Below are 21,592 nucleotides of genomic sequence, written 5' to 3'. Positions count from 1 at the left end.
CGCAATCGGTGCCGCCGCAACTGGCGTACATGCTGTGCATGTGCGCCGTTAGGATGACGATATGAGTAACCCGCAACGGGACGACTCCGACGAGTACGAGACCGGCCCGAGCGCACAGCCGGGCGGCGCCCAGAACGTCGAACGGCCCGCGCCCACCGAGGCGTCCGGTGAGGCGCCCCGCCACCTGGCGGGCGCACCGGACCCGGGGGTGACCCGCCCGGTTCCCCCTGCGCCGTGGCCGGATGCACCGGCGCCGTTCCGCCCGGATCCGTCCGCCCCGCCGCCGAACACCGGCGCGCGTCACCTCGAGCAGCCCGCGCGCCATGACCCCGAGGGCCTGTCGGAAAAGACGTCGCTGATCAACCGCGATGAGCTGCTGGCGGGTCCACGCGGCCCGCAAAGTCCTCCGCCGCGTCCGCCTGCCGGCGACTGGGGCAGCGCGCCACCTGGCTGGGGTCCGACGCCCGGCGGGGCGGGCAGCTTCAACTTCGTCGACGACATCCGCAGCACCGAACTGGTGCCCACCCGCAAGATCCCGCCGCAGCGTGGCTGGCGAAAAGCCTTGTACGCCGCGACGTTTCATCTGATCAACCCCGGGCAGTCACCCGACGAGCGCTACCAGGCCGAGCTGGAGGCCAAGGTCCGCTCGCTGCTGCGGGGCCGCTACAAGATCGGCGTGCTGGGCAAGGGCGGCGTCGGCAAGACCACCATCTCGGCCTGCGTGGGGTCGCTGCTGGCCGAGATGCGCCCCGATGACCGGGTGGTGGCCATCGACGCCGACACCGCGTTCGGCAAGCTCGCCAGCCGCATCGACCCCAAGGCGTCGGGGTCCTATTGGGAGCTGGCCGGTGACCGCAACCTGCACACCTTCGCCGATGTTCGCAGCCGCGTCGGCAGCAACGCCTCGGGGCTGTTCGTGCTGGCCGGGGAGATGTCCACCGCGCGCCGCCGCGTGCTCGATCCGTCGGTCTACTCGGCTGCCGTGGCCCAGCTGGACCGCCACTTCACGGTGTCGATCGTGGACTGCGGGTCGACGATGGACGCCCCGGTGACCCGCGCCGCGGTCGCCGACGTGGACGCGCTGATCGTGGTGTCCTCATGCTGGTATGACGGCGCGTCGGCGGCGGGTCAGACCCTGGAGTGGCTGGCCAACAACGGCTACACCGGGCTGCTGCACCGCACCGTGGTCGTCGTCAACAACTCCGATAACCAGGCCAGCAAGCGGGACGTGAAGCTGCTGATCGAACGGTTCGGCAGCCGCGGTCAGAAGGTCATCGAGATGCCCTATGACCGGCATCTGCGCCCGGCCGGGGTGATCGACATCGACGACGAGCTCAACAAGCACACCCGCCGCCGGGTGCTCGAGATCGCCGCGGCGCTGGCCGAGCACTTCACCGCGACCACCGAGCGGCCCCGGGAGCGCCGATGACCGCCACCGCCGATCGCGGGGTGGCCGGTCGCGACCTGCGGGCCGACACCGGCGTGCCCGCCTCGAGCCGGGTGTCGCTGCTGGTGGGGGAGAGCCATCAGATCGACCTGTTGCTGCCCGCGGCCGTGCCGCTGGCCAAGCTGGCCGACCCGACCCGCGACGCGATCAACCGGCAGCTGCGCTCGATCGGCGCCGAGGAGCTGCCGCGGCGCAACTTCGTGTTCGCCCGCGCCGCGGGCATGACCATGCTGGCGGGCAATCTGTCGCTCTCCGCGCAGGGTGTCAGCGACGCCGAGCTGCTCGCGTTCGTGCCCGCGGCCTCCGCGCAGCGCTACGAACCCAACATCGAGAACGTGTCGGCGGCGATCGCCAGGTGGGCCAGGAGCCATTTCCCGGCCGTGTCGGCCGGTGACGCCGCCGCGGTGGCGGTGGCGTTGACGACCGTGGCGCTGCTGGTGTCGGGTCTTCTCGTGTGGCGCCAGCGCTGGGCCACGGACGGGGGATGGCTGACCCCGGTCATCTTCGGCGCGGCGGGCCTGGTGCTCCTCGCGGTGACGTTGGTGACGGTGCGGATGGCGGCGCCGCTTCCGGCCAGGACGGCGGCCTGCTGGTGTGCGGTGGCAGCGCTGGTCGCGGCGGGGGCCTGCGCACCGCCCGGAGCCCATCCGGGCGCACCGCACGCGTTTCTGGCGGCGGGGGTGGCGTTGGTGGCCACCGCGCTGGTGGCGCGTTTCACCAGCCGCTACTGGGTGGCCGCGGCGGCGGTGATCACCGTGTCGGTGGCGGTGCTGGCGGCCTCGGGTGCCCGGATGTTCTTTACCGTGCCCGGCCAGCGGATCGCGACGGTGATGCTCATCGCGGTGCTGACGGTGTCGCTGGCCGCGCCGGCGATCGGCAGGCAGCTGGCCAAGGTGCCGCGCCAGAGCTTCGACTCGATCACCGGCAAGGACATGTACACCCGGGCACCGGGTGAGCCGGAGGACACGATCACTCCCGTCGCCGACGCACCGCACGACATCACGCTGCGCGGTGAGGCGCTCGCCGAGGTGGCCCGGCGGTCCAACCGGGTGCTGACCGGGCTGCTGCTCGGCAACGCGCTGGTGCAGGTCGGGTCGTCGTGGTTCGCCATTCATCCCGGCGTCGGTTCGCAGTGGCCGTTCGTGGTGGTGGTCGCCATCATCGCGGTGATCCTGGTGTTGCGGGCGCGCGCGTTTCGCGACCGCCGCCATGCGATCACGGTGGTCACGGGTGGGGCGGTATCGCTGTTCGCGATCCCGGTCCACTACGGCGTCGCCGCCGACGCGGCGTCGGTGACCGGGCTGTGGGCGGCGGCGGTCGTGCTCGGCATCGCGGTGTGTGCGCTGCTCGGCGGGACGGTGATCCCGAACCGGAACTTCTCCGAACCGGTCCGCGAACTCGTCGAGTACGTGGAGTACGTGGCGACCACCGCGGTGATCGTGTTCGCGGCGTGGGCGATCGATCTGCTGCACTTCGTCAGGTACCACTGATGCGGATGCGTTCGGCCGCTGCGGGTTTCGGCGCGGCGGTCCTGCTCGGGGCCAACGTGGCCGCACCGCCTGCGGCGCTGGCCATCGGCCCGCCGGTGATCGACCCGGGCGCGCTACCGCCGCCCGAGCCGCCGGGGCCCGTCGAGGAGATGCGCCAGACCGAGGCCTGCATCAACCCGGTGGTGATCGCCGATCCCGACGTCACCCAGCCGGCGCCGGGCAACGTGATGCTGTCGGTGCCGCAGGCCTGGCAGTACTCCACCGGCGCCGGGGTGACCGTGGCGGTCATCGACACCGGGGTGACACCCAATCCCCGCTTCCCGGCGCTGTTCGCCGGCGGCGACTACGTGCAGGGGCTGGCGGGCGGCGGGTTGACCGACTGCGAGAACCACGGCACCGCGGTGGCCAGCATCATCGGCGCCGCGCCGTCCAATCCCGCGGATCGCCCGCCGACCAAGCCTCTGGGTGCCCCGCCGGTCGCGCCGCCCCCCGCGGTGCCGGCCAACCCGGCTCCGACCAGCGCGCCGCCGCCACCCCCGCCGCCGCAGACGATCACGGTGATCGCGCCGCCGCCACCGCCGCCCCCTCCGCCTCCGCCGCCCGAGGGCGACGCGCCTGCCGACGGGGCCGCCGATCCCGCCGCGGCCGCGCCGCTGGTGCCCGGCCCGCCGCCCGGCGGACCGGACGGCGTGGTCGGGGTGGCGCCCGACGCCGCGTTGATCTCGATCCGGCAGGCGTCGGTGGCGTTCGCGCCCGCGCATCCGACACCGGAGGAGCAGTCGCTGCACCGCAAGGCCGGTGACATCCTGTCGCTGGCCAAGGCCATCCGCACCGCCGCCGATCTGGGCGCCAAGGTCATCAATGTGTCGCTGGCGTCGTGCACCAACGCCGCGGCGCCGGTCAACCAAGATCCGCTCGGTGCGGCGGTGCGCTACGCCGCCGTCGACAAGGACGCGGTGATCGTGGCCGCCGCCGGTAACCGCAACGACCCGCTGCAGCCCGACTGCGGGCAGAACCCGGCGTTCAATCCGCTCAACCCCGCCGACCCGCGGGACTGGGCCGGGGTGCGCACCATCGTCAGCCCGGCGTGGTTCTCCGACTACGTGCTCTCGGTGGCCGCGGTCACCCCGGGCGGGCTGCCGATGCCCGACTCCATCAACGGCCCGTGGGTGGGGGTGGCCGCGCCCGGCGCCCGGATCATGGGGCTGTCTAGCGTCAACGGCGCGGCGGTCAACGCCTCGCCGGCCAAGGATCCCGGCACCGGCAACGGCATGTGGGGGACCAGTTTCTCGGCGGCCTACGTGTCGGGCGTGGCGGCGCTGGTGCGCGCCAAGTTTCCGAATCTGACTGCGCACCAAGTGATCCGGCGGATCACCGAGACCGCGCACGACCCGGCGCACGGGGTGGACAACCAGGTCGGGCACGGGGTGGTCGATCCGGTCGCCGCGCTGACGTTCGACGTGACGCCGGGCGACCCGAAACCCGCCGAGCATCTGAGCAGCGCCCTGCACGTGCCCCCGCCGCCGCCCGGCCCGGATCTGCGGCCGCGCAACGTGGCGCTGATCGGGGTGGGGGTCGCGTTCGGGGCCGCGCTCATCGTCGCGGCGGTGGCCGGGATCCGCAGGAGGATGTCGTGAAGGCGCGCACCGTGGCGCTGCGCCCTGCGCTGGGTGCCGTGGTGGCCGCCGAGGTCGTCGCGCTGGCCGCGTTCACCGCGCTGCCGCCGGGCCGGTGGGGCTGGTGGCCGGCCGCGGTGATCACCGCGGTCGCCTTGGTGGCGCTGGTGGTCACGGTGCACCGGCGCAACGCCGTGAGTTGGGTTGGCGCCCAAGCACGCTGGCGACGCCAGCGCCGATTCGCCACCCCCGTCGGCGCCGCGGTCGACATCAACCACGGCGGCCACGTCTACGGGGTGCGCACCGCCGGCGAGGAGGCCGTCACGATGCTGCGCATCGACGGGCGCGCCGACAGCCCGACGTTTCTGCGCAGCGCGGCGACCCTGCACACCACCAACACGGTGCCGCTGCGGGTGCTCATCGACCATCTCGAGCAACCCGGCGGCCTGCACCTGGAACTCGACATCGTCAACGACGGCTACCGGGTGGTGCCCCAGAGCGGATATCCGCCGCTGTACTCCACACTGCTGGCCGACCGGTCGGCGGCCGGGCAGCGCACCACCCGGCTGACCGTGCGGCTGATCCTGCCCGAGTCGGTGGCCGGCCTGTCCTACCGGCACTCGATCGGCACCGCCGCGGCCGCAGCGTCCGACCGGATCCTCAAAGCCCTACTGCAGCAGGGGATTCGGGCGGTGCCTTGCAACGCCGAGGAACATGACGCGGCGCTGGCCGCGCTGGGCGTCGGGCTGGCGGCCCCGCCGCCGCGGTCCGCCGTTGCGGTGGCCGACGAGGAGATCGCGCCGGACGTGCTCGAGGACCCCGGCTATGACGAGCTCGAGTCCGAGGTGTTCGCCGGTGTCGGCGCACCCTCCGCGCCGGTCGCCGACGTCGATGAGCACGCCGAGGCGCATCCGGCGCGGGTGCGCCCCAAAGCCAGCGTCGGATGGCGCACCATCAACACCAGGCCGGGCTATCTGACGACGTACTACTTCTCACCTGAGGACATCACCACCGAGAGCCTGAACGCGATGTGGGCGCTGCGCAGCGATCACGTCGTGCAGATGACGACGCTGCGCAAACAGCGCGGCGGGAAGATCGCGGTGTCGGCGCTGGTGCGCACCACCGACCCGCAAGCCCCCCAGCAGCCGCCCACGCTGTTCCTCAATCCGCTACCCGGCGACCAATATTCAGCCGCGCTGGCCGCCGCCCCGACCTCGCGTCCGCGGCTGACGCTGCCGCGGCGGGTGCTGAAGGCGCGCGACGAGCTGGCCATCCCGATCGGGTCGACCGGTGTGCTGGTCGGCGCGGCGATCAACGACGACCCCGCCGCACGCCCGGCGATGCAGCGCGACGACCTGGTGATGTGGCCGTTGACCGATCCGCAGCGGGCCACCCGCATCACGATGGACACCTCAGCGTTCTATCTGCGGCAACTGTTGATCCGCGCCGCGGCGTGCGGGGAGCGCATCGTCATCTATTCCGAGGAGCCGCGCCGCTGGTATTCGCTGGCCCAGCGGCACCTCACCGTCGTCGAGCCGGGCCGACACGCCGACTTCGTGCCGACGATCATTGTCAACGACCACTCCCAGATCGTGCCGTCGGCGGGACTGTCCTCGACGGTGATCACGTTGGGGCACAACCCGTCTGAGGCCACCCGGCCCGATGTGTTGTTCCAGCAGACGTCGGAGAACACGGTGCGGATCACCGCCGGGGCGCGCGTCATCGATATCGCGATGGTGGTGTTCCGCCAGGAACAGACGTGGACGGGGTAGGCGGGGCTTCTCGACGGCGTCGTCGTCGCCGTTCTGGCGACACCGCCAATTTATGGTCCCATTAAGTCGGTCAGAATCGCCCATCAACTTCACATGGCGCGCTTCACGAGCATGGCGAAGGCGTAGTCGCCCCCCGCGGCGGCTGTAGTTTCTCAAACTGAGTGTCGTTGTCTCAGTTGAGATGTCATCTCGACGGCATATATGACATAAACGCCGCAGGCCTTCTGCAATGTGGTGGAGGCTCTCCCATGTGCATACCCCACTTCAGACCGAAGGAGTCATTCAAAGCGTGTCAGGGCAAATCGAGAATTGAGCTGCCGAAACTAAGTTGCCCGCCTGCTTGTCGGTGATTCGTGGCATCTGCCGATACAGTTTTTCGGTTTCGACTGGCGCAGACGTTCCCTGGTGCAACTCGGTGCAAAGGGCCTGCCCTAGCTCGATGGTGTCCTGCGAGCTGATCGGGTGACCCATAATTGCGGAGATGTCGATCCCGTACGCGTGAAGCCTGGACAGGAAATCGCTGCCGGGATCGGCGTGCGCAAGGGGTGTAATGAGTGCCCATGTCGCGCTGAATGCAACGCAGACAATTCCGCTGGTAAGCCTCACTGGAAAAGTCCCCTGTCCCCCTGGCAACCCGCCGGGCGACAACTGTAACCCCGTTTCAGACACTCAGAGCAACCAACGAGCAAACCACCGATACACCAGAGCAACCGGCCGCAAGACGGCCATCTAACCAGCGCGCCTCGGTAGTCTGTGACCATGATTGTTGCCAGCGGATCGAAGTTTGCTGGCTACACGATTGTGCGGCTACTTGGATCGGGCGGCATGGGGGATGTCTATCTTGTTGAGCATCCGAGGTTGCCGCGTCACGATGCGTTGAAAATCCTCCCGCGGGCCCTGACCGCTGACATCGAGTTCCGCCAGCGGTTCATCCGGGAAGCGGACCTGGCCGCGACGCTATTTCATCCGCACATCGTCGGTATGCATGACCGCGGCGAGTATGACGACCAACTGTGGATCTCGATGGACTACATCGACGGAACCGACGCCGCTCAGCTGGTGTGCGACCGCTACCCCGCGGGTATGCCGGTCGACGATGTGCTGGCCATCGTCACGGCGTTAGCTGGCGCGCTCGATCATGCCCATGAGCGCCTTCTACTGCACCGCGATGTCAAGCCAGCCAACGTCTTGCTCAGCGAGCCCGATCGCGATGGTCAGCGACGAATCTTTCTGGCGGACTTCGGAATAGCTCGACCGATGATCGATCCGAGTGGACTCACGGCGACCAATCTCACGGTTGGTACCGTCGCCTACGCCGCGCCCGAACAGCTTATGGGTTCGGAACTCGACGGGCGTGCTGACCAGTACGCGCTCGCCGCTACCGCGTATCACCTGCTGACCGGGGCACCGCTGTTTCAGCAGTCCAACCCCGTTGCGGTCATCAGCCAGCACCTCACCCAGGTCCCCCCGCCAGTCAGTGATCGACGACCGGACTTGGCGCGACTCAATTTAGTACTGGCAAAAGCTTTGGCAAAGGACCCCGGCGAGCGGTTCATGCGGTGCCGCGATTTCGCTACGGCATTCCATGAACAAGTCGGTGACCCCATCAGTGAATGGGGCACGGAGGCCGGCATAACATCTGCCTCTCCCATTCCAACGTCCAAGACTCAATTGCGGATCACGACGCCCCCCGCTGCAGCCGGGCAAGTGAATCGTCTCAGGGTTGAATCGACGCCAGGGGGAATCGATCCGCCGGCGTTCAGCAAGAAGCGGAAACAGCGGCCCAAAGTCGTTCTTGCTGCAGCGCTTGCGGTAATCCTCATCGCGGGGATCGGGTTGAGTAGCTGGGTGATTCACCAAAAGGATCGTGTGACGCCAACCACAGCCAATGCCCCGGTCCAACCCGCCGCTGTCCTCGACGGCACGTACCGCCTCGATTACATGCTCGGCCAACAAACGGTCAACGGCTCGCCGAATCCTCCGCCAGGGAAGGAGCCGCAAACCCAAACCGCATATTGGGCCTATCGCCAAGCGTGCACGTCCAAGGGTTGCGTGGCTACCGGAACCGCCCTGGACGACAACCACAAAGCAGCGATCACACCCAACGTTTCAGCCGTTTGGCACTATGCCGATAGTGAGTGGCTGCGCATGCCCGATAGGCAGCGCGTCCAGTACGAGCATTGCTCGGTCGACGGCGACAAAGAAGTCGCCGGCGGGGACACCGAGATGACGACGTGGACAATGACGCCGCAATCGGACGGTACCCTCCGAGGCCTTCGGACCAACACGGTGCTCACCAGCGAGTGCGGCCTACAGGGAGTGGTCAGACAGGATCCCTTTGTGGCAGCGCGGATTGGCGATATTCCACCCGGCGTTACTGTGGCGGACCCGGTCTCCGTGGTCGACCGACCGACAATCAGTTCATCCCCGCCGACGATTTCAGGCCCACTGCTCGACGGTACCTATCGGCTCGATTACGACTTTCTGAGCGCGACGAATAACAAGGGGGTGCCGAATCTCGCCACGAGTAATCGAACGTATCGGTGGGCATTCCGTTCCTCCTGCGCCGCTTCGGGTTGCGTGGCCACCGGCGCCGAACTCGACGACGCCAACTATCAAGAGGCCAGCGGACTTTCAACAGTCCTTCGTTTCGACAATGGTCACTGGCATGATGTGCCGCTCACTTTGCGCATAGAATGCGGCACCAGCCGAGGCTCAACAACCGCGACCATCGACCCCAAGGACCTCTTTACGGTGACCGCAAGTCTGGACTTGGAGCCGCAGCCCGACGGCACGCTCGAAGGGGTAGCAACTCAGAAGATGGAAACGAATGAATGCGCCCTACAGGGGACGGTATTCATCATTCCGGTGTCGGCGACGCGGACAGGCGATGCGCCAGCGAACGCCATCTTGGCCGATCCTGATCTGTTCAACTCCTGACTGATTGCGGGATCCATCCCATACAGCGCCCGCCGCCGCAATGTGTGCAGTTCACGAGCCTTGTCTTCGGAGATCCCGTTGGGGCGCCCCATCGTATCGAGTTCCATCAACGACCCCCTGATCGGCGGGGTTCCTGCGACGATCGCAGCTTACCTAGCCTCGGCGTCGCCGAACCTTGTTGTGCGCCATGACTGCACGCGTTCCAGAATGAGAAGGGTCGAGGAATACCACAGTGATGCGATTCTGGTTCTGCGAACGATCTGATCAGTGATTGCAGATTGCGCCGCCGAAGAATTTCGCGCTGGTGATATGCACGCCGTCGCGCGACCGCCACCGCTGACACATCGGAGGCGTTCGGTCGATTGGTCAAACTCGGGATACTCGACTTGTCAAATACGCGCACAATGCATGTCTTCGAAGCGCACAATTGAAACACGCGCACAAGTCAGTTCTTGTCTTCTATGGACCGTCGCTGTTCGGTCACCGATTAACGCGCATGTGCGTGGGGAGGGGGTTAGGTTGCTGTCTGGAATCGAACCGGGTCCGTCGCGGTCTGCCGCCACATCGAATTGGCGTCCGATTAGGCGCGACGGGTTGCGCTCTAAACGCACAGCCAGATTCATTGCGGGAATCGGCACTGGCGTGGGGCCGGCGTCGACGCCGATTGGTCGAGTCGTTGTTGTTCATCACTGCGATGTCGAGGCGGTTTGGGCCCACTTAAACGGGGCCGTTTCCTTCCTGATGGATCGGCGGTTCCCTCGCTTTATCTTGGGCATCGGATCGACCAGGTTTCGGCAGCAGTATTGCGCGGCGGAGTCACTGCTGCTGATGCGCTGTGCAAGCTGAATGTTTCGAAGGTGTACACGATTCTCTGCCTGCGAAAGCGCGGCTTCGGAGTGTTCTGCGGGGCATTGAAACGCTGTCCATGGAGGCTTTCTCGTGGCGATGAGGACGGGGGAGGTTGGAGATATGAACCGTCCGGTTGAACGCGACCCTGGTGCTGCTGCACGTCTGCGTCGAATGCGTGTGGGTGACGCGGCGCGCTTGGAGTCGCCCGGCTTGCTTGGCCGGCGTCTGCGGTTTCAGGTAGTGCGGCCGCGTGACCATCTCGTGCTCACGGTGAGTGCGGTGGACTGTGAGGTGGTCGTCGACGAGCACGAGGTACCTTGGCTGAAGCCGGTTGAGGGTGAGTCGCAGTCGCGGCTGATTGTGACCTTGCCGCCGCAGCATGTTCTCGAGCAGGTCTACCAGGAGAAGCAAGGAACCGGCCCGAAAGTGGGCCAGCCCGAGGATCCGGATTTGCCTGCCGGCGCTCGGTTTTCGGGGCGGTCGCGGTTGGCATTCACGCTTTCGGAAAGTGACTCCGTCGAGCTCACGGTGAACGGAATTCTCACAGCCATGAGCCGTCTGGCGCTGGCGGTGGCTCCGCTGGCTGAGCCGCGGGTCATCTGGCACCTTTGGGACGTTCTGACCACACCTGCAATTGCCGAGGCGCAAGAGCCGGTCAGCGGAGTGTTCGGCCGGGCGGGTGTGGCCGCTGCGCAGAGCGCTGTTGATCGTGTGCGTGCGACGCGCACTTTGACGGCGGCGGGGCTAGGCGAAAAGGTTGTGGCGCTGGAACCGGTTGCACGGCAGGCGATTGTGGCGATCCCGGCGAGCGAACGAGCGCGAGCCATCGATGGCATCGCGGCCGCCGGATTGCGCCCCGGGGTCGACGTTGGGCGGGTTCCCATCTATATCGGGCGGCCCTCACCGCGGCCGCCGACCCAGAGTGAGACGGCGTTAGAGGTGCCGAGCCGTTTGCAGCTCTCGCCGAGTGAGCGCGGCGCGTGGGCGCATGCGATCGATGTCGATGATGCGCCGGGTGTAGCCGTGGAACTGTGGAACACAAGGCTGGGTGTCCGGGCCGGCAGCACCGATGCCCCGACTGTCGATGAGGTCTCTGCTGATCAGAGGATCGTGCGAGCTGTCTGGACGCGGGACCTTGAGCAGGAGATCGAGTTGCCGTCGTGGATTGAGCTGCCGCCGTGGCCCTTTCGCGCGAGCCTCACACGGACGAACAGGATCGACATCGTCAACCTGTCGACTGGAGACGCCGGGAGCCCGTGGTTGCTGCCGGCGCCGGCGCCGGTTGAGGTCAACAAGCTTGCGTTGACCTCGCTTGGTGCGTTCATGGATGTACGCGGCCATTGGGATGTCAAGGGTGTCCCACTGACCGAGTGGCAACACCGCACGACGCTGGGACGCGACCAGTTCGTCCGGGTGGTGGAGAAGGGGTACTTCTGTCCGTTCGGACATCGAGCCGTGTACATCACCGAAACACGTCGTCGCGCCGATCCGACGTTGCCGGATGGAGGTTTCGCCATCCTGTGGCAGCGGCACTACATAATTCTGCGTGAGCGTGTGCGTTCCTACTCCGACCGTGGCATGCCCGGGGTGCAGGTCACGATCGACCCCAAGGTGACGCCCGACATTAACGACCCGGGACAGGACGCGTTCGTGTTCTGGCCGACGATCGGCACCAAGGAGTTCGCGTTCACGATCACGGTTGTCGACCAGGACGGAAGCGAGCACAAGTACCACGCACCGCTGCTGTTCGTCCTCGAGCGCCGGGCAGAAGCGCCGGACAAGGGGCGGCCGACCAAGCACGAGGTTTATGAGAAGTATGCGCTGACCGACGATGGCCGCCACCACATCACTGGCACGCCCTATGAGCAGCTGGTGCGCCACGATCTCGGTGGCAAGCGCATCGCGATCGCTCCTACAGCGGCGAGCGGTGAGGCGACATATGAGACGCGCACGTTGCGTTTCACCGCCGACCTCGCCGATGACACGTGTACGCCGTCAATGTTGTTCGGCGAGTTTGTGATCCCGGCGGTGGCTGCTGCCACGGGCCGTAAGGATTCGCTGCCGCTGAGTTATGCCGACGCATATGTGCAACACGGCTTCAGCCCGGCCGACAACAAGGGCGAGGTCGTGCTCGTCAACGCCGAGAACGCGCCGCCGGCCGCGTTGACGTTCGACTCGTCGGATAGGTCTGGCGGGTTTCTCAAACCCAGTCAGCACATCGCGGGTATCGCCCGCGGCAGCGGTCCGGTATCCGACGTCGCTGCTGCCACGACGGGGGCGCCGGCCGACCCGTCGGCGCTGTTCGCCGGGATCGGCAAGCTGCTGGGCTTGTTCGAGCTCGCCGACATTCTTGACGACCTCGGGCTCGACGACATTCCCGCCTACACCGCACAGCTGCTGGACATTGTCGGCGCGATAACGGGCGGCATCTCGCGCGCTGCCGATTTCCTCGGGGCGAATCCTGTTGGCGGGCAGCTGGATGCGGCCGGGGCTGGCCTCGATGCGTTGATCCATCAGACTCCCGCGCCGAGTGAGGGCGACTTCGCGGCATTCATCACAGCGACGCTGAGGCCCGCGGTCGAGGCTGGACGCGCGGCGGGCGTGCTGGGCACGTTGGGTAAAGCCGAGGCCGCCATCGTCGAGCGTACGTTGGCCACGGTCGACGCGGTGATCCACCCACCGCCTGGATCGCCGATCGTGCCGGCCGCGCTGCTGGGATCGATCGCTGCCGGTCGCCCGACGGCCAGCGCACTGAATCATGTGCACCTGGAATGGCGTCCGCCGATCAAGCAGTGGCCAGATGGCGCGCCCAGCGACGCGATCTTCCTGCCGCCAAATCCGCGGTCGCTGCTTGTTGCGGTCGACGTGCGCGGCGGCGATCTCGTGGTCGAACCCTCGGTCGAGGTTCTCGCGCAGCTCACCGACTTCAGGCTGCAGCTGCTGCCCGGGCTGCCGCTGCTGCACATCCCGTTCAAACGGCTGTACTTCCGGGCCACAAGCGGGGCTAAGACCGAGATCGACGTCGACCTCGGCGAACTCGAATGGCTCGGTGTGCTCGGCTTCGTCGACAAGCTGCGCGAGCTGATCCCCAGCGATGGCTTCTCTGATCCGCCCAGTGTTTCGGTGGACACCCAAGGAGTCTCAGCCGGGTTCAGCCTGGTTTTGCCGAATGTCGCTGTCGGAGTGTTCAACCTGTCGAACATGTCGATGGCCGCCGACCTGAAGCTGCCGTTCATCGGCGACACCCCGACTGTTGGGTTCTGCTTCTGTTCGCGCGAGCGTCCGTTCACCGTCGCGGTGCTGTTCCTGGGCGGTGGTGGCTTCTTCGGTCTGCGGCTAAGTCCGAAGAAGATGGTGCTGCTCGAGGCTGCTGTCGAGTTCGGTGCGACGCTGGCGCTCGACTTCGGCGTCGCGTCCGGGTCGGTGTCGTGCATGGCCGGTGTGTACCTGCGGCTGCAGGCCGATGACGGGTCGCTGACGGGATATTTGCGGATCCGCGGCGAGGTCGACGTCCTGGGACTCATCTCGGCGTGCATCGAGATGTACATGGGCCTGACCTACGAATTCGGCTCCGGCAAGGTCATCGGCCGCGCCACCATCACCGTCGAGGTCGAAGTGCTGGTTTTCTCCGGGTCGGTGTCGATCTCGGCGGAACGCAAGTTCGCCGGCTCCAAGGGGGACCCGACCTTCGCCGATGCGCTGGGCCCCTACGTCGAGCCCGAGTGCCCCTGGATCAACTACTGCCGAGCATTCGCCGAGGTGTGAGATGCCCCAGTCCGCCGTGTTCACATTGCTGCCGCAGGACGAAACCGCCGACGGCCAGCTGCGTGCCGCGCTGTTCGTGTCGCCGCGCCTCACACCGGACGGCCCCAACCAAACCGTGTCGGACTTCGCGCCATTCGCCAACTGGCCCGACGTCGTGGCGGAGAGTCGGATCGTCGTGGAGAACGCGAACGGGCAGCGCACCGTCGTCGCACCCGACACGACCGACCTGAGCTCGGAGTTGTGGCAGGACTACATCGCCGACCTTCCCGTCACGGGGTGGACGTTTAATGACCTGTCGGACACCGAGATCCGGTCATTTCCCGCCCAGTCGATCCTCGCAGCTGCGCAAGGCCTCTACCACGCGGTGGCCGCCAGCAGCGGCGGCGATCATCCGGATCCGTTGGCCGGCGGGCTGCGCAACCTGGGCGCGGCATATCTGCAGATCACCGGCGAGCGCCCACTGCAGGAACCGACCGGACGCGAAGGGTGGCCCGCTGCGACGCGGGCCGCCGCCTCGGCCGAGCTGCGCCAAGGGATCGACGCGCGGGTCGACCGCGCGATCGCTGAGCGCCGCGAGCGCCGCGGCGAGGCCCCGGGGACACTCGGACACGGCGGACCCGCGCCCGCCTCCGCCGCGCTGGATCCGGCAGCGGCGATAGCCGACAGCTACAACGCGGCACTGGATCTCGCCGAGGCGCGCCGGTTCTACGACCGCCCCGAGGCACGCGACCCAGACGCCGCGACCTACCCGAAGCCCGACCCCAACTACCAGCCGGTGGCACCGCACAACGACAAGCCCGACTTTCACGGTGTGCTCGCGGCGCTGGCCGACCACCCCCAGCTGCTACGTCGCCTCGGCATCATCATCGGATTCGAACTCGACCCCGGATTCGTCGGCGCCGGCGCAGACCTGCGCGCCTACCTGGAGCACGACCTACTCGCCGACAACGCCGTGGTGCTGCAACCATTCACCCGCACCGTCGTGGACTCACCCTATTTCCAGCCGGTCAGCGACACAGGCGACCTGCACCACGGCATGCTGCTGCTCGACGACCCCAACCGCTACCACCTGTCTCAAGTCGATATCGACTCCACCGCGCTGCTGGTCGAACAACGCATCGCCAACGTGTACCCGATCGCGCAGGCGGCACAGGACGACGACCCGGTCGCCACCGACCTGCCCGCCCTGCGATCTACCGGCTTCACGTTGACCCGGTTGAAGCGGGCGCTGGTATTGGAGCAGCGGATCGGTAGGGCCGCAGACAATGCCAGGAACATCGACCTGGGCAATGAGGTCGTCCTGTTCGCCGAGGACCTGGTGCGGGGATATCGCGCCGACGTGCACGATGGCGCCGATTGGCGCTCGCTGATGCACCGCCACGTCTCCTACGTCGATGCGTCCACCGATGCCGAGCGGTTCGCGGTCGACGACGAGGCCTACCTCAAGAGCGCTACACTCACCCAGACACCCGCAGTCGCCGACCCTCCCGCATACCTGCACGAAGCGCTGCTCGGCTGGGACGGATGGTCACTGGCCGTGGCACGCCCAGGTAGCCACATCCCACGGGAGACGCCGGCCGACGGTGATCCGCCGGTCACCGACAGTCCCGGTGACCCGTTCCCCGGCGATTTGAATCTGAGACCGCAGGCATCACTCGTGCCTGGGACGTTGCCTCGGCTCCGGTACGGCACCGCATACCGGATGCGGATGCGTACCGTCGATCTGTCGGGCACCTCGACCGCCTATCCAACGGACGAGCACGCGTCTGGCGCGCAGGCGTTCAAGCGGTTTCAGCCGATCGCCCACCCCGTCGTTGTGCAGCGACACGCGGTCACTGAAGGCGAGTCCACGCTGCGCCTGGTGATCCGCTCCGGGGTATCCGGCGCCCCTGCCGACGCCGGCGCGGCTTTGACACCGGTCGCGCCATCGGCGTATGCCGGCGAGCTCAACACCGCCGTGGCCCGCCAGTTCGGAACCTATCGGCCGGCGTGTGAACGGCATCTCGCGCCGCCCAAGGTGAGCCAAACCGACAGTGAACTCTTGGGCCGCTTCGACACCGACGCGATCGGCGTGGCGGCGGCCGCGGCCGACTACCGGACGGCGTATGCGCGCGCCCGCCGCGAACAGGGCACGTTGCAGGACATCAGGATCCTCTCGGCCACCGACCCCGACGCCGACAGTCCCGCCGACGGGATCCACCTCGTCCCGCCGTTGGCCCGCGACGGCGAGTTCACCGCTGCGCAGCTCGACATGACACTGGCCGCACTGGCGCGCGGTCAGGCTCCAGATCCAGGCTTCGCCGTGGTTCACGACACCGACAACTTGGCGGTGCCTTATCTGCCTGACGTCCTGGCCGCCGGGATCGCGCTGCGGTTCCAGGGTTCGGGCACCGCGTCGGGGTGGAGCCACACCGAGATCCTGCCTCTGGGCGGGGATTGGCCCGACATCGACACCTGGCGGCTCGTGCTGGTCGACGGCCCAAACCCGACGGTGACGACTGCGGACCGAGTGGTGACGGTGGCGCTGCCGCCCGGCGGCGCCGCCCGGGTGCGATCGTCGAGCACGATTGACGCGGCAACGCTGGAGCTTCTTGGTCTGTGGGACTGGATCGCTGACACCGTCGCGCCGGCCGACCGGCCTAATGTGCTTGCCGGCACCCATCAAATGATCACACCGGGCGAGACGATCATCCTCGTTCACGCAACGCAGCGACCACTTGCCCGGCCCGCGTTCAAGACCCTGCGCCCTGCACGCGCCTACGGCGAAACGCACACCGGTTTCCGCGGCATCCTGCACAACCAGTCGGCGACCACAGGTCGCCTCGACGTCGAGGCACGGTGGCGCGAATGGTTCGACGATCCCGCGTCGGGAAGAGCGCCGCACATCGTTTACGGCAAGACCGGGCACGCGTTCGACCTGCCAGTGGTGGCGGGCTCCGACGCTATCGACCTCACAACGGCCGCCGACGCCCGTCATGAGTTCGGCGACACGATCCACCGCGTCGTCAACTACACGCCGCGCGCGACCACACGCTTCCGCGAATACCTACCGCCGCCGCTGGCCTCAAATCCCGCAGCGCTGGCCGTCGTCGGCGCGACAGAGATCATCCATGTCCCGTGTTCTGCTCGCCCTGGCGCACCCCATGTGCACAGCGTGATGCCGACATTCCTGTGGGACGACCTCTCGCAGGATCGATTCGCCGAGCCGTCGACCACCAGACGCCGGCGCAGCGGCCTGCGGGTCTGGCTGGCCCGTCCGTGGTACATCTCCGGGGAGGACGAGATGCTCGGCGTCATCGTTTCCGGCGAGGACGGTGTGCTGCGCAGCACTGATATGCGGCGACAACACATCAGCGTCTGGGGCAAGGACCCCATCCGCCCGACCGGCGAACTGACCGCGCCGTTACCGCGGCCGCGAGACTTCCGCGGCGACGGCCTGCTGGTGCGCGATCGGCTCACGCTGGCCGAGCTCGGCCAGACCCCGCCAGGACGCCACCCCGGCGTCACCGTCGTCGGCCATCCCGTTACGTATTCACCCGAACGCGATATGTGGTTCGCCGACATCGACGTCGATCCCGGCGAGGCGGCGTGGCCGTTCCTACGTTTGGCGCTGACCAGGTTTCAGCCTTGGTCAGTAGAAGGCGCTGAACTGTCGCCGGTCGCGATCGTGGACTTCGTGCAGATCCTCAACGCACGTACCGCCTCGCTCACACGGCCCGACGAGAACACGATCGCCGTGACGGTCTCGGGCATCTCCGATCGACTTCCCGCCGCGGCCATCCTGCCGCCCAACAGCTTCCCGCAGTTTCAACGGCGCGGCGATCTGCGTCGAGGCGTGCGCGCCTGGATCGAGCGTCGAGGACCGCTGGCAACCGACATCGACTGGACACCCGTCGGGGCGCCGACCGAGCTGCGGCGCATCGACGAAGATGAAGTCGCCCGCGTGTGGTCGGCGACCGTCGCACTGCCAGAGCCGATCCCACCCAACTTGCCGGGAACAGACCCCGACGGGGGAGCCTCCGCGTACCGAATTGTCGTCGGCGAATGGGAAACCCTGCCGTACGACGAAATATTCAGCGACGGGGCCCCTGTCGAACGATACGTCTACCTCGACCGCTTCGGGTTATGACATCACCAGCGGACACACCTCTACTCGTGCGGTGCACACCACACGAGAAGACGGCCAGCCCTGTCGCGCCTCGGCTAATCAGAGAGCCGGTCGCCGCCAGCGCGCCGCGCTTCCTACCGATGCACGCAGTGTTGTTGCACCAGCGCCCAATTCGGCTGCGCACTGCTACACACTGCACCACCACCAACCATCGCAAGCCATGGCGCGGGTCGAACTGTCCAGCCCCACTGTGTAATTGAAGCCATCGAGCGAGGAGGCATTCCATGGCCGTGCTGAACTCACCGCGCTTCCAGGGGAGCGTGACGATCGAGCAATGCCTCAACGGGACGCGAACAATGCCGCCCAGCAATGGTGCGTTACCCGAGACCGACCACGACGCAGTAAAGCGCGTGCAGCGCGCTCTCGTCGATTTGGGTTACCTGCTGAGCTTCGATGACGAAGTTGACGGCGCTTACGGCAACCGTACCGCGCAAGCCGTCTCGCGCTTCAAGTTCGACCGCGGCATCTATCCGTCGGACGGCATCGTCGGCCCGAGGACATCGAAGGCGCTCGATGACGAGTTCCCGCCGGGCGCAATGAGTCTGGGCGTGTTCGCTCCCTTCGTGGCCACCCAGCGCATCGATTTCACGGTTGCTGGTCTGCTCGATGAATTGACTGGTCTTGCGGCACTGCCATGGGCCGGTCAGACGGCACTCTTTGCGCTTCAGGAGCTCACCAATCAGAATCTTGCGGGCATTGTTCGCGCCTCCCGGGCGGATGACCTCAAGCCGCACATTCCGGTAGCAGAGCACTTGTTGGTCGATCAGATCGCGGCGCGACTACTCGCTGCGACGCCCGATATACCCGCCTCCGGCGCCAACGCCGAGACCAGAAGATTCGATCAGGCCGGGTGGATGCGCGGCTTCATTATCTATCAAGATGGGTACCTCGATCGCGCCGTCCCCGGCGGCGAACGCCATGTGGGTGCGATGTTGTCCCTTACCCACGAGCTCAACCATGTCCGCAACCGCGTAATCGCAAAAGCATTGAACGCCGAACCGATCACACCTACCGACTACGTCGACGTCGGCAAGGCCAACGCCGCCGGGGCCGGGGGCGAGCCGACGACCTTTACCCGCGCAACCTTCATCGAGGAGGTCGGCTGCCGCCACCTCGCCTGGAAGGTCTATCAAGACCTCGTGGGTAACCACGCCCAAGCGATGCTCGCCAGCGGCGTGATCACCCGCCCTGCAGCGATTGCGGAACTTACGGCGACATTGCTGGCGGGCCAGCTTTTTCGCTCGACGATCAACTTCGCAACGCTCGGGGCAAACCCCAGCATTGCCTACCGCGACAACGGTTACATGAGCAATTTCTTGATGTTCGGTTCGTCGGCGGACCTCAACCGGCAGGCAGCGGTCTGGATGCGGACAGCCAACCGCTTCGATTATCACAACGTGGCAGCCAGGACCGACGAGATCCGCAATACGCTCACCGACGAATTCAACGCAGTCAGCCCCGGATTCGCGACTCCAGGCGTTGCACCCGCGGGCCTGATCGGCGCCTGATCCACATCCCGGCCACGCAGCTCGCGCCCGTTTGCGACCTCATCATCCATAACCGGCCGAAAATGACAGCCAACTGGGTCATCTTCTCGACGTGGCGGCGCCGCTCGATTTCGTAAGTGTCCAACAGCGTCTCTAACAACGGCGGCTACCTTCCACGTCAGGTTGGTGACATCCCGGATACCGGAATTGAGGCCTTGGCCGGCCATGGGCGGCATGAGATGTGCTGCGTCCCCGCACAACAGCACTCGTTCGACCCTCCAGCGCTCGGCCTGCTTAGCGCCATGGGTATAGATGACATGGCGCAGCACTTGCACAGTCTCGGGATAGACATGCTCGGAAAGCATCGCCAGCGCTGCACCTAGCGTGGTGAGCTCCTCGCCGCCGCAAATGTTACGCCGTGACCCACTCGACGACGTCATCGATGTCAGCGCGCTCAGTCCGGAAACTGTTGACGGGATGCGCAGTGTCAGCCAGCCCAAAACTTATGCCGCACACAATATCTCGTTCGCTAGGAACCGAAAAGTGTTCGCGCACGACGTCTGACTGCATCGCGATGGCGGCCTGGGCGATCGTCGCCACACCTAAACTCTGCGCCGCGGCTAGAAACGTCGAGACGTACGCTCCACAGTCGACGAGCCCGTACGGCCCAAGTCGGCTATCCGAGGTAATGACGGCCAAGTGGGGGGCCCCGAACAGTCGGAAATTTTCCAGCATCTGCTCAGCGCGGCGCGCATGGTCATCGCGTCGGATGCCGGCGGCCTCGTAGAGTGCGAAGCCCGCGGCGCGCCGCCGTTCCTGGTACACGCCGACATACTCGCTGGGCTCTGGGACATCGGTCTTCATCGGTCGCGTGCGGGCAGCATGGTGAAGCGCGTTCCTGAAGCGCTCGGTGCCTTCCCCGCTGGTGACGATGACCTGCCAGGCTTGGGAGTTGCACCAGGAGGCGGACCTTTGCGCCATCGTCAGGAGACGGCGCACCGTGTCCGGGGCGAGCTCGTGGGGCAGGAACGCTCGACAGCTGTGCCGTTCGCCCAGGATGCCTTCCAGCACGGCAGCCCGGTCCAGCCCACTCCATTGACTAACGACATTCTCGGTCATCGAGAACTACCCTGCGTTCCAATGGTTTCCGATCCACGCCGCAGCCGCGTTGATCACGTCGTCGGCTTCTGCGGCGCGGCCGGCCATGAAGGCGTGCACGTGTTGCTGTGCCGGCCAGACATCGAATGAGACGTCGACCCCCGCATTCATGAGGCGCTCTGCGAGCCGCTCAGCGTCGGAGAGTAATGCCTCGTGTCCACCCACCGCCACGAAGGTGGGCGGCAAACCGTCGAGGTCGGCGTGAAAAACGTTGGCCTTCGGGTCTGTGGGCGAGCCAGTAGGGCCCAAATACAACGCGGTGAGCTGCTCGGCGAGTTCGCGGGTAATGAAGGCGTCCAGATGCGCATTGGTCCGCATTGATTCACCAGCACATTCCAGATCAACCCACGGCGAGAACGCGCATACGGCGGCGGGCAGCTCACGCAGCGAGTCGCGAAGCCACACCGATGCCATCACCGCGAGCCCTCCGCCCGCTGAGTCACCGCAGATCGCTATGTCACGACCGGCATAGCCCTGTCCAAGGAGCCAGTCGTATCCAGTGATCGTGTCTTCGATCTGGCTCGGGAAGACATGCTCTGGAGTGCGACGGTAATCGATCAGCGCCACCCGGCTTCTCGCAGCCTTAGCGAGATGACCGGCTAATTTGCGGTGGCTGTGAATGCTCTGCAGGGCGAAGCCGCCACCGTGCAGATACAGGATGACCTTGTCCGGCCGGGCGGCTCGCGGCAGGCACCACAGTCCGTCCCGGGAATCGATCTCGACCTCGGCGTAAGTGACGTCGGTGGGTTCGGCGGTGCACTCGTGGATGTCCTCGATCAGGGCGCGCCTGACGGCGAAGGACACGTCAGGATTATCGGCGAAGAGTTGTCGCTTGTCCTCGAAATACTTTCGGAGCGCTTCAGATTCGGAACTCGGCACAGCGATCACCATTTCTTGTCG

General features: G+C 66.5%; 12 protein-coding genes. 8 read left to right on the top strand and 4 right to left on the bottom strand.

The window, feature by feature from the left end; genetic code table 11:
- The first annotated feature begins 61 nt into the window (after positions 1-61).
- From GGC64_RS28945 to eccE, 4 genes are read left to right on the top strand one after another with little or no spacing between them, the layout of a single operon-like run.
- The gene (locus tag GGC64_RS28945; RefSeq protein ID WP_192726041.1) at positions 62-1,429 is read left to right on the top strand and encodes a MinD/ParA family protein; all 1,368 of its coding nucleotides are present in this window, start codon (positions 62-64) and stop codon (positions 1,427-1,429) included.
- Positions 1,426-2,937, top strand: coding sequence for a type VII secretion integral membrane protein EccD (gene eccD, locus GGC64_RS28940; protein WP_192726040.1), 1,512 nt, complete (start codon positions 1,426-1,428; stop codon positions 2,935-2,937). The genes GGC64_RS28945 and eccD overlap by 4 nt, the downstream gene beginning before the upstream one ends.
- On the top strand, positions 2,937-4,574 hold the full coding sequence (gene mycP, locus GGC64_RS28935; protein WP_192726039.1) for a type VII secretion-associated serine protease mycosin: 1,638 nt from the start codon (positions 2,937-2,939) through the stop codon (positions 4,572-4,574). Before eccD ends, mycP begins: the two co-directional genes overlap by 1 nt.
- On the top strand, positions 4,571-6,325 hold the full coding sequence (gene eccE / locus GGC64_RS28930) for a type VII secretion protein EccE (RefSeq protein WP_192726038.1): 1,755 nt from the start codon (positions 4,571-4,573) through the stop codon (positions 6,323-6,325). Before mycP ends, eccE begins: the two co-directional genes overlap by 4 nt.
- Positions 6,326-6,607: 282 nt before the next feature.
- Here eccE and GGC64_RS28925 read toward each other — a convergent pair whose 3' ends face one another.
- Positions 6,608-6,931 carry a DUF732 domain-containing protein gene (locus GGC64_RS28925; protein WP_192726037.1) on the bottom strand — a complete coding sequence of 108 codons (324 nt, stop codon included), beginning with the start codon at positions 6,929-6,931 and terminating at the stop codon, positions 6,608-6,610.
- Positions 6,932-7,084: 153 nt separating this feature from the next.
- On the opposite strand from GGC64_RS28925, the gene GGC64_RS35200 reads away from it, so the two are divergent.
- The 4 genes from GGC64_RS35200 (at position 7,085) to GGC64_RS28905 (ending at position 19,555) form a co-directional block, all read left to right on the top strand.
- The gene (locus GGC64_RS35200; RefSeq protein ID WP_192726036.1) at positions 7,085-9,265 is read left to right on the top strand and encodes a serine/threonine-protein kinase; all 2,181 of its coding nucleotides are present in this window, start codon (positions 7,085-7,087) and stop codon (positions 9,263-9,265) included.
- Positions 9,266-10,393: 1,128 nt separating this feature from the next.
- Positions 10,394-13,879 (top strand): hypothetical protein, encoded by a 3,486-nt coding sequence (locus tag GGC64_RS28915; protein WP_192726035.1) that lies wholly within the window; start codon positions 10,394-10,396, stop codon positions 13,877-13,879.
- 1 nt (position 13,880) lies between these two features.
- Positions 13,881-18,008 (top strand): hypothetical protein, encoded by a 4,128-nt coding sequence (locus tag GGC64_RS28910; RefSeq protein WP_192726034.1) that lies wholly within the window; start codon positions 13,881-13,883, stop codon positions 18,006-18,008.
- Between the two features lie 263 nt (positions 18,009-18,271).
- Positions 18,272-19,555: a peptidoglycan-binding protein gene (locus GGC64_RS28905; protein ID WP_192726033.1), complete on the top strand. Its 1,284-nt coding sequence runs from the start codon at positions 18,272-18,274 to the stop codon at positions 19,553-19,555.
- Here the strand turns inward: GGC64_RS28905 and GGC64_RS35380 are convergent.
- Genes GGC64_RS35380 through GGC64_RS28890 form a run of 3 tightly spaced genes read right to left on the bottom strand, consistent with a single transcriptional unit; the run spans position 19,438 to position 21,571 of the window.
- On the bottom strand, positions 19,438-19,899 hold the full coding sequence (locus GGC64_RS35380) for an FAD-dependent monooxygenase (RefSeq protein WP_192726032.1): 462 nt from the start codon (positions 19,897-19,899) through the stop codon (positions 19,438-19,440). The genes GGC64_RS28905 and GGC64_RS35380 overlap by 118 nt on opposite strands.
- Before the next feature lie 46 nt (positions 19,900-19,945).
- On the bottom strand, positions 19,946-20,653 hold the full coding sequence (locus GGC64_RS28895; protein WP_192726031.1) for a nitroreductase: 708 nt from the start codon (positions 20,651-20,653) through the stop codon (positions 19,946-19,948).
- Between the two features lie 6 nt (positions 20,654-20,659).
- Positions 20,660-21,571, bottom strand: coding sequence for an alpha/beta hydrolase (locus GGC64_RS28890; RefSeq protein ID WP_192726030.1), 912 nt, complete (start codon positions 21,569-21,571; stop codon positions 20,660-20,662).
- Positions 21,572-21,592 lie beyond the last annotated feature (21 nt).

It is taken from the genome of Mycobacterium sp. OAS707 (genome assembly GCF_014873705.1).
In the GTDB taxonomy this organism is placed as follows: domain Bacteria; phylum Actinomycetota; class Actinomycetes; order Mycobacteriales; family Mycobacteriaceae; genus Mycobacterium.
This window is presented reverse-complemented; position numbering and strand designations above follow the sequence as displayed.

Bases quoted from the DNA above. Each gene is read 5' to 3' on its own strand.
- GGC64_RS28945 (WP_192726041.1), top strand. From the start codon at position 62: ATGAGTAACCCGCAACGGGACGACTCCGACGAGTACGAGACCGGCCCG.
- eccD (WP_192726040.1), top strand. From the start codon at position 1,426: ATGACCGCCACCGCCGATCGCGGGGTGGCCGGTCGCGACCTGCGGGCC.
- mycP (WP_192726039.1), top strand. From the start codon at position 2,937: ATGCGGATGCGTTCGGCCGCTGCGGGTTTCGGCGCGGCGGTCCTGCTC.
- GGC64_RS35200 (WP_192726036.1), top strand. From the start codon at position 7,085: ATGATTGTTGCCAGCGGATCGAAGTTTGCTGGCTACACGATTGTGCGG.
- GGC64_RS28910 (WP_192726034.1), top strand. From the start codon at position 13,881: ATGCCCCAGTCCGCCGTGTTCACATTGCTGCCGCAGGACGAAACCGCC.
- GGC64_RS28905 (WP_192726033.1), top strand. From the start codon at position 18,272: ATGGCCGTGCTGAACTCACCGCGCTTCCAGGGGAGCGTGACGATCGAG.
- GGC64_RS35380 (WP_192726032.1), bottom strand. From the start codon at position 19,899: ATGCTTTCCGAGCATGTCTATCCCGAGACTGTGCAAGTGCTGCGCCAT.
- GGC64_RS28895 (WP_192726031.1), bottom strand. From the start codon at position 20,653: ATGACCGAGAATGTCGTTAGTCAATGGAGTGGGCTGGACCGGGCTGCC.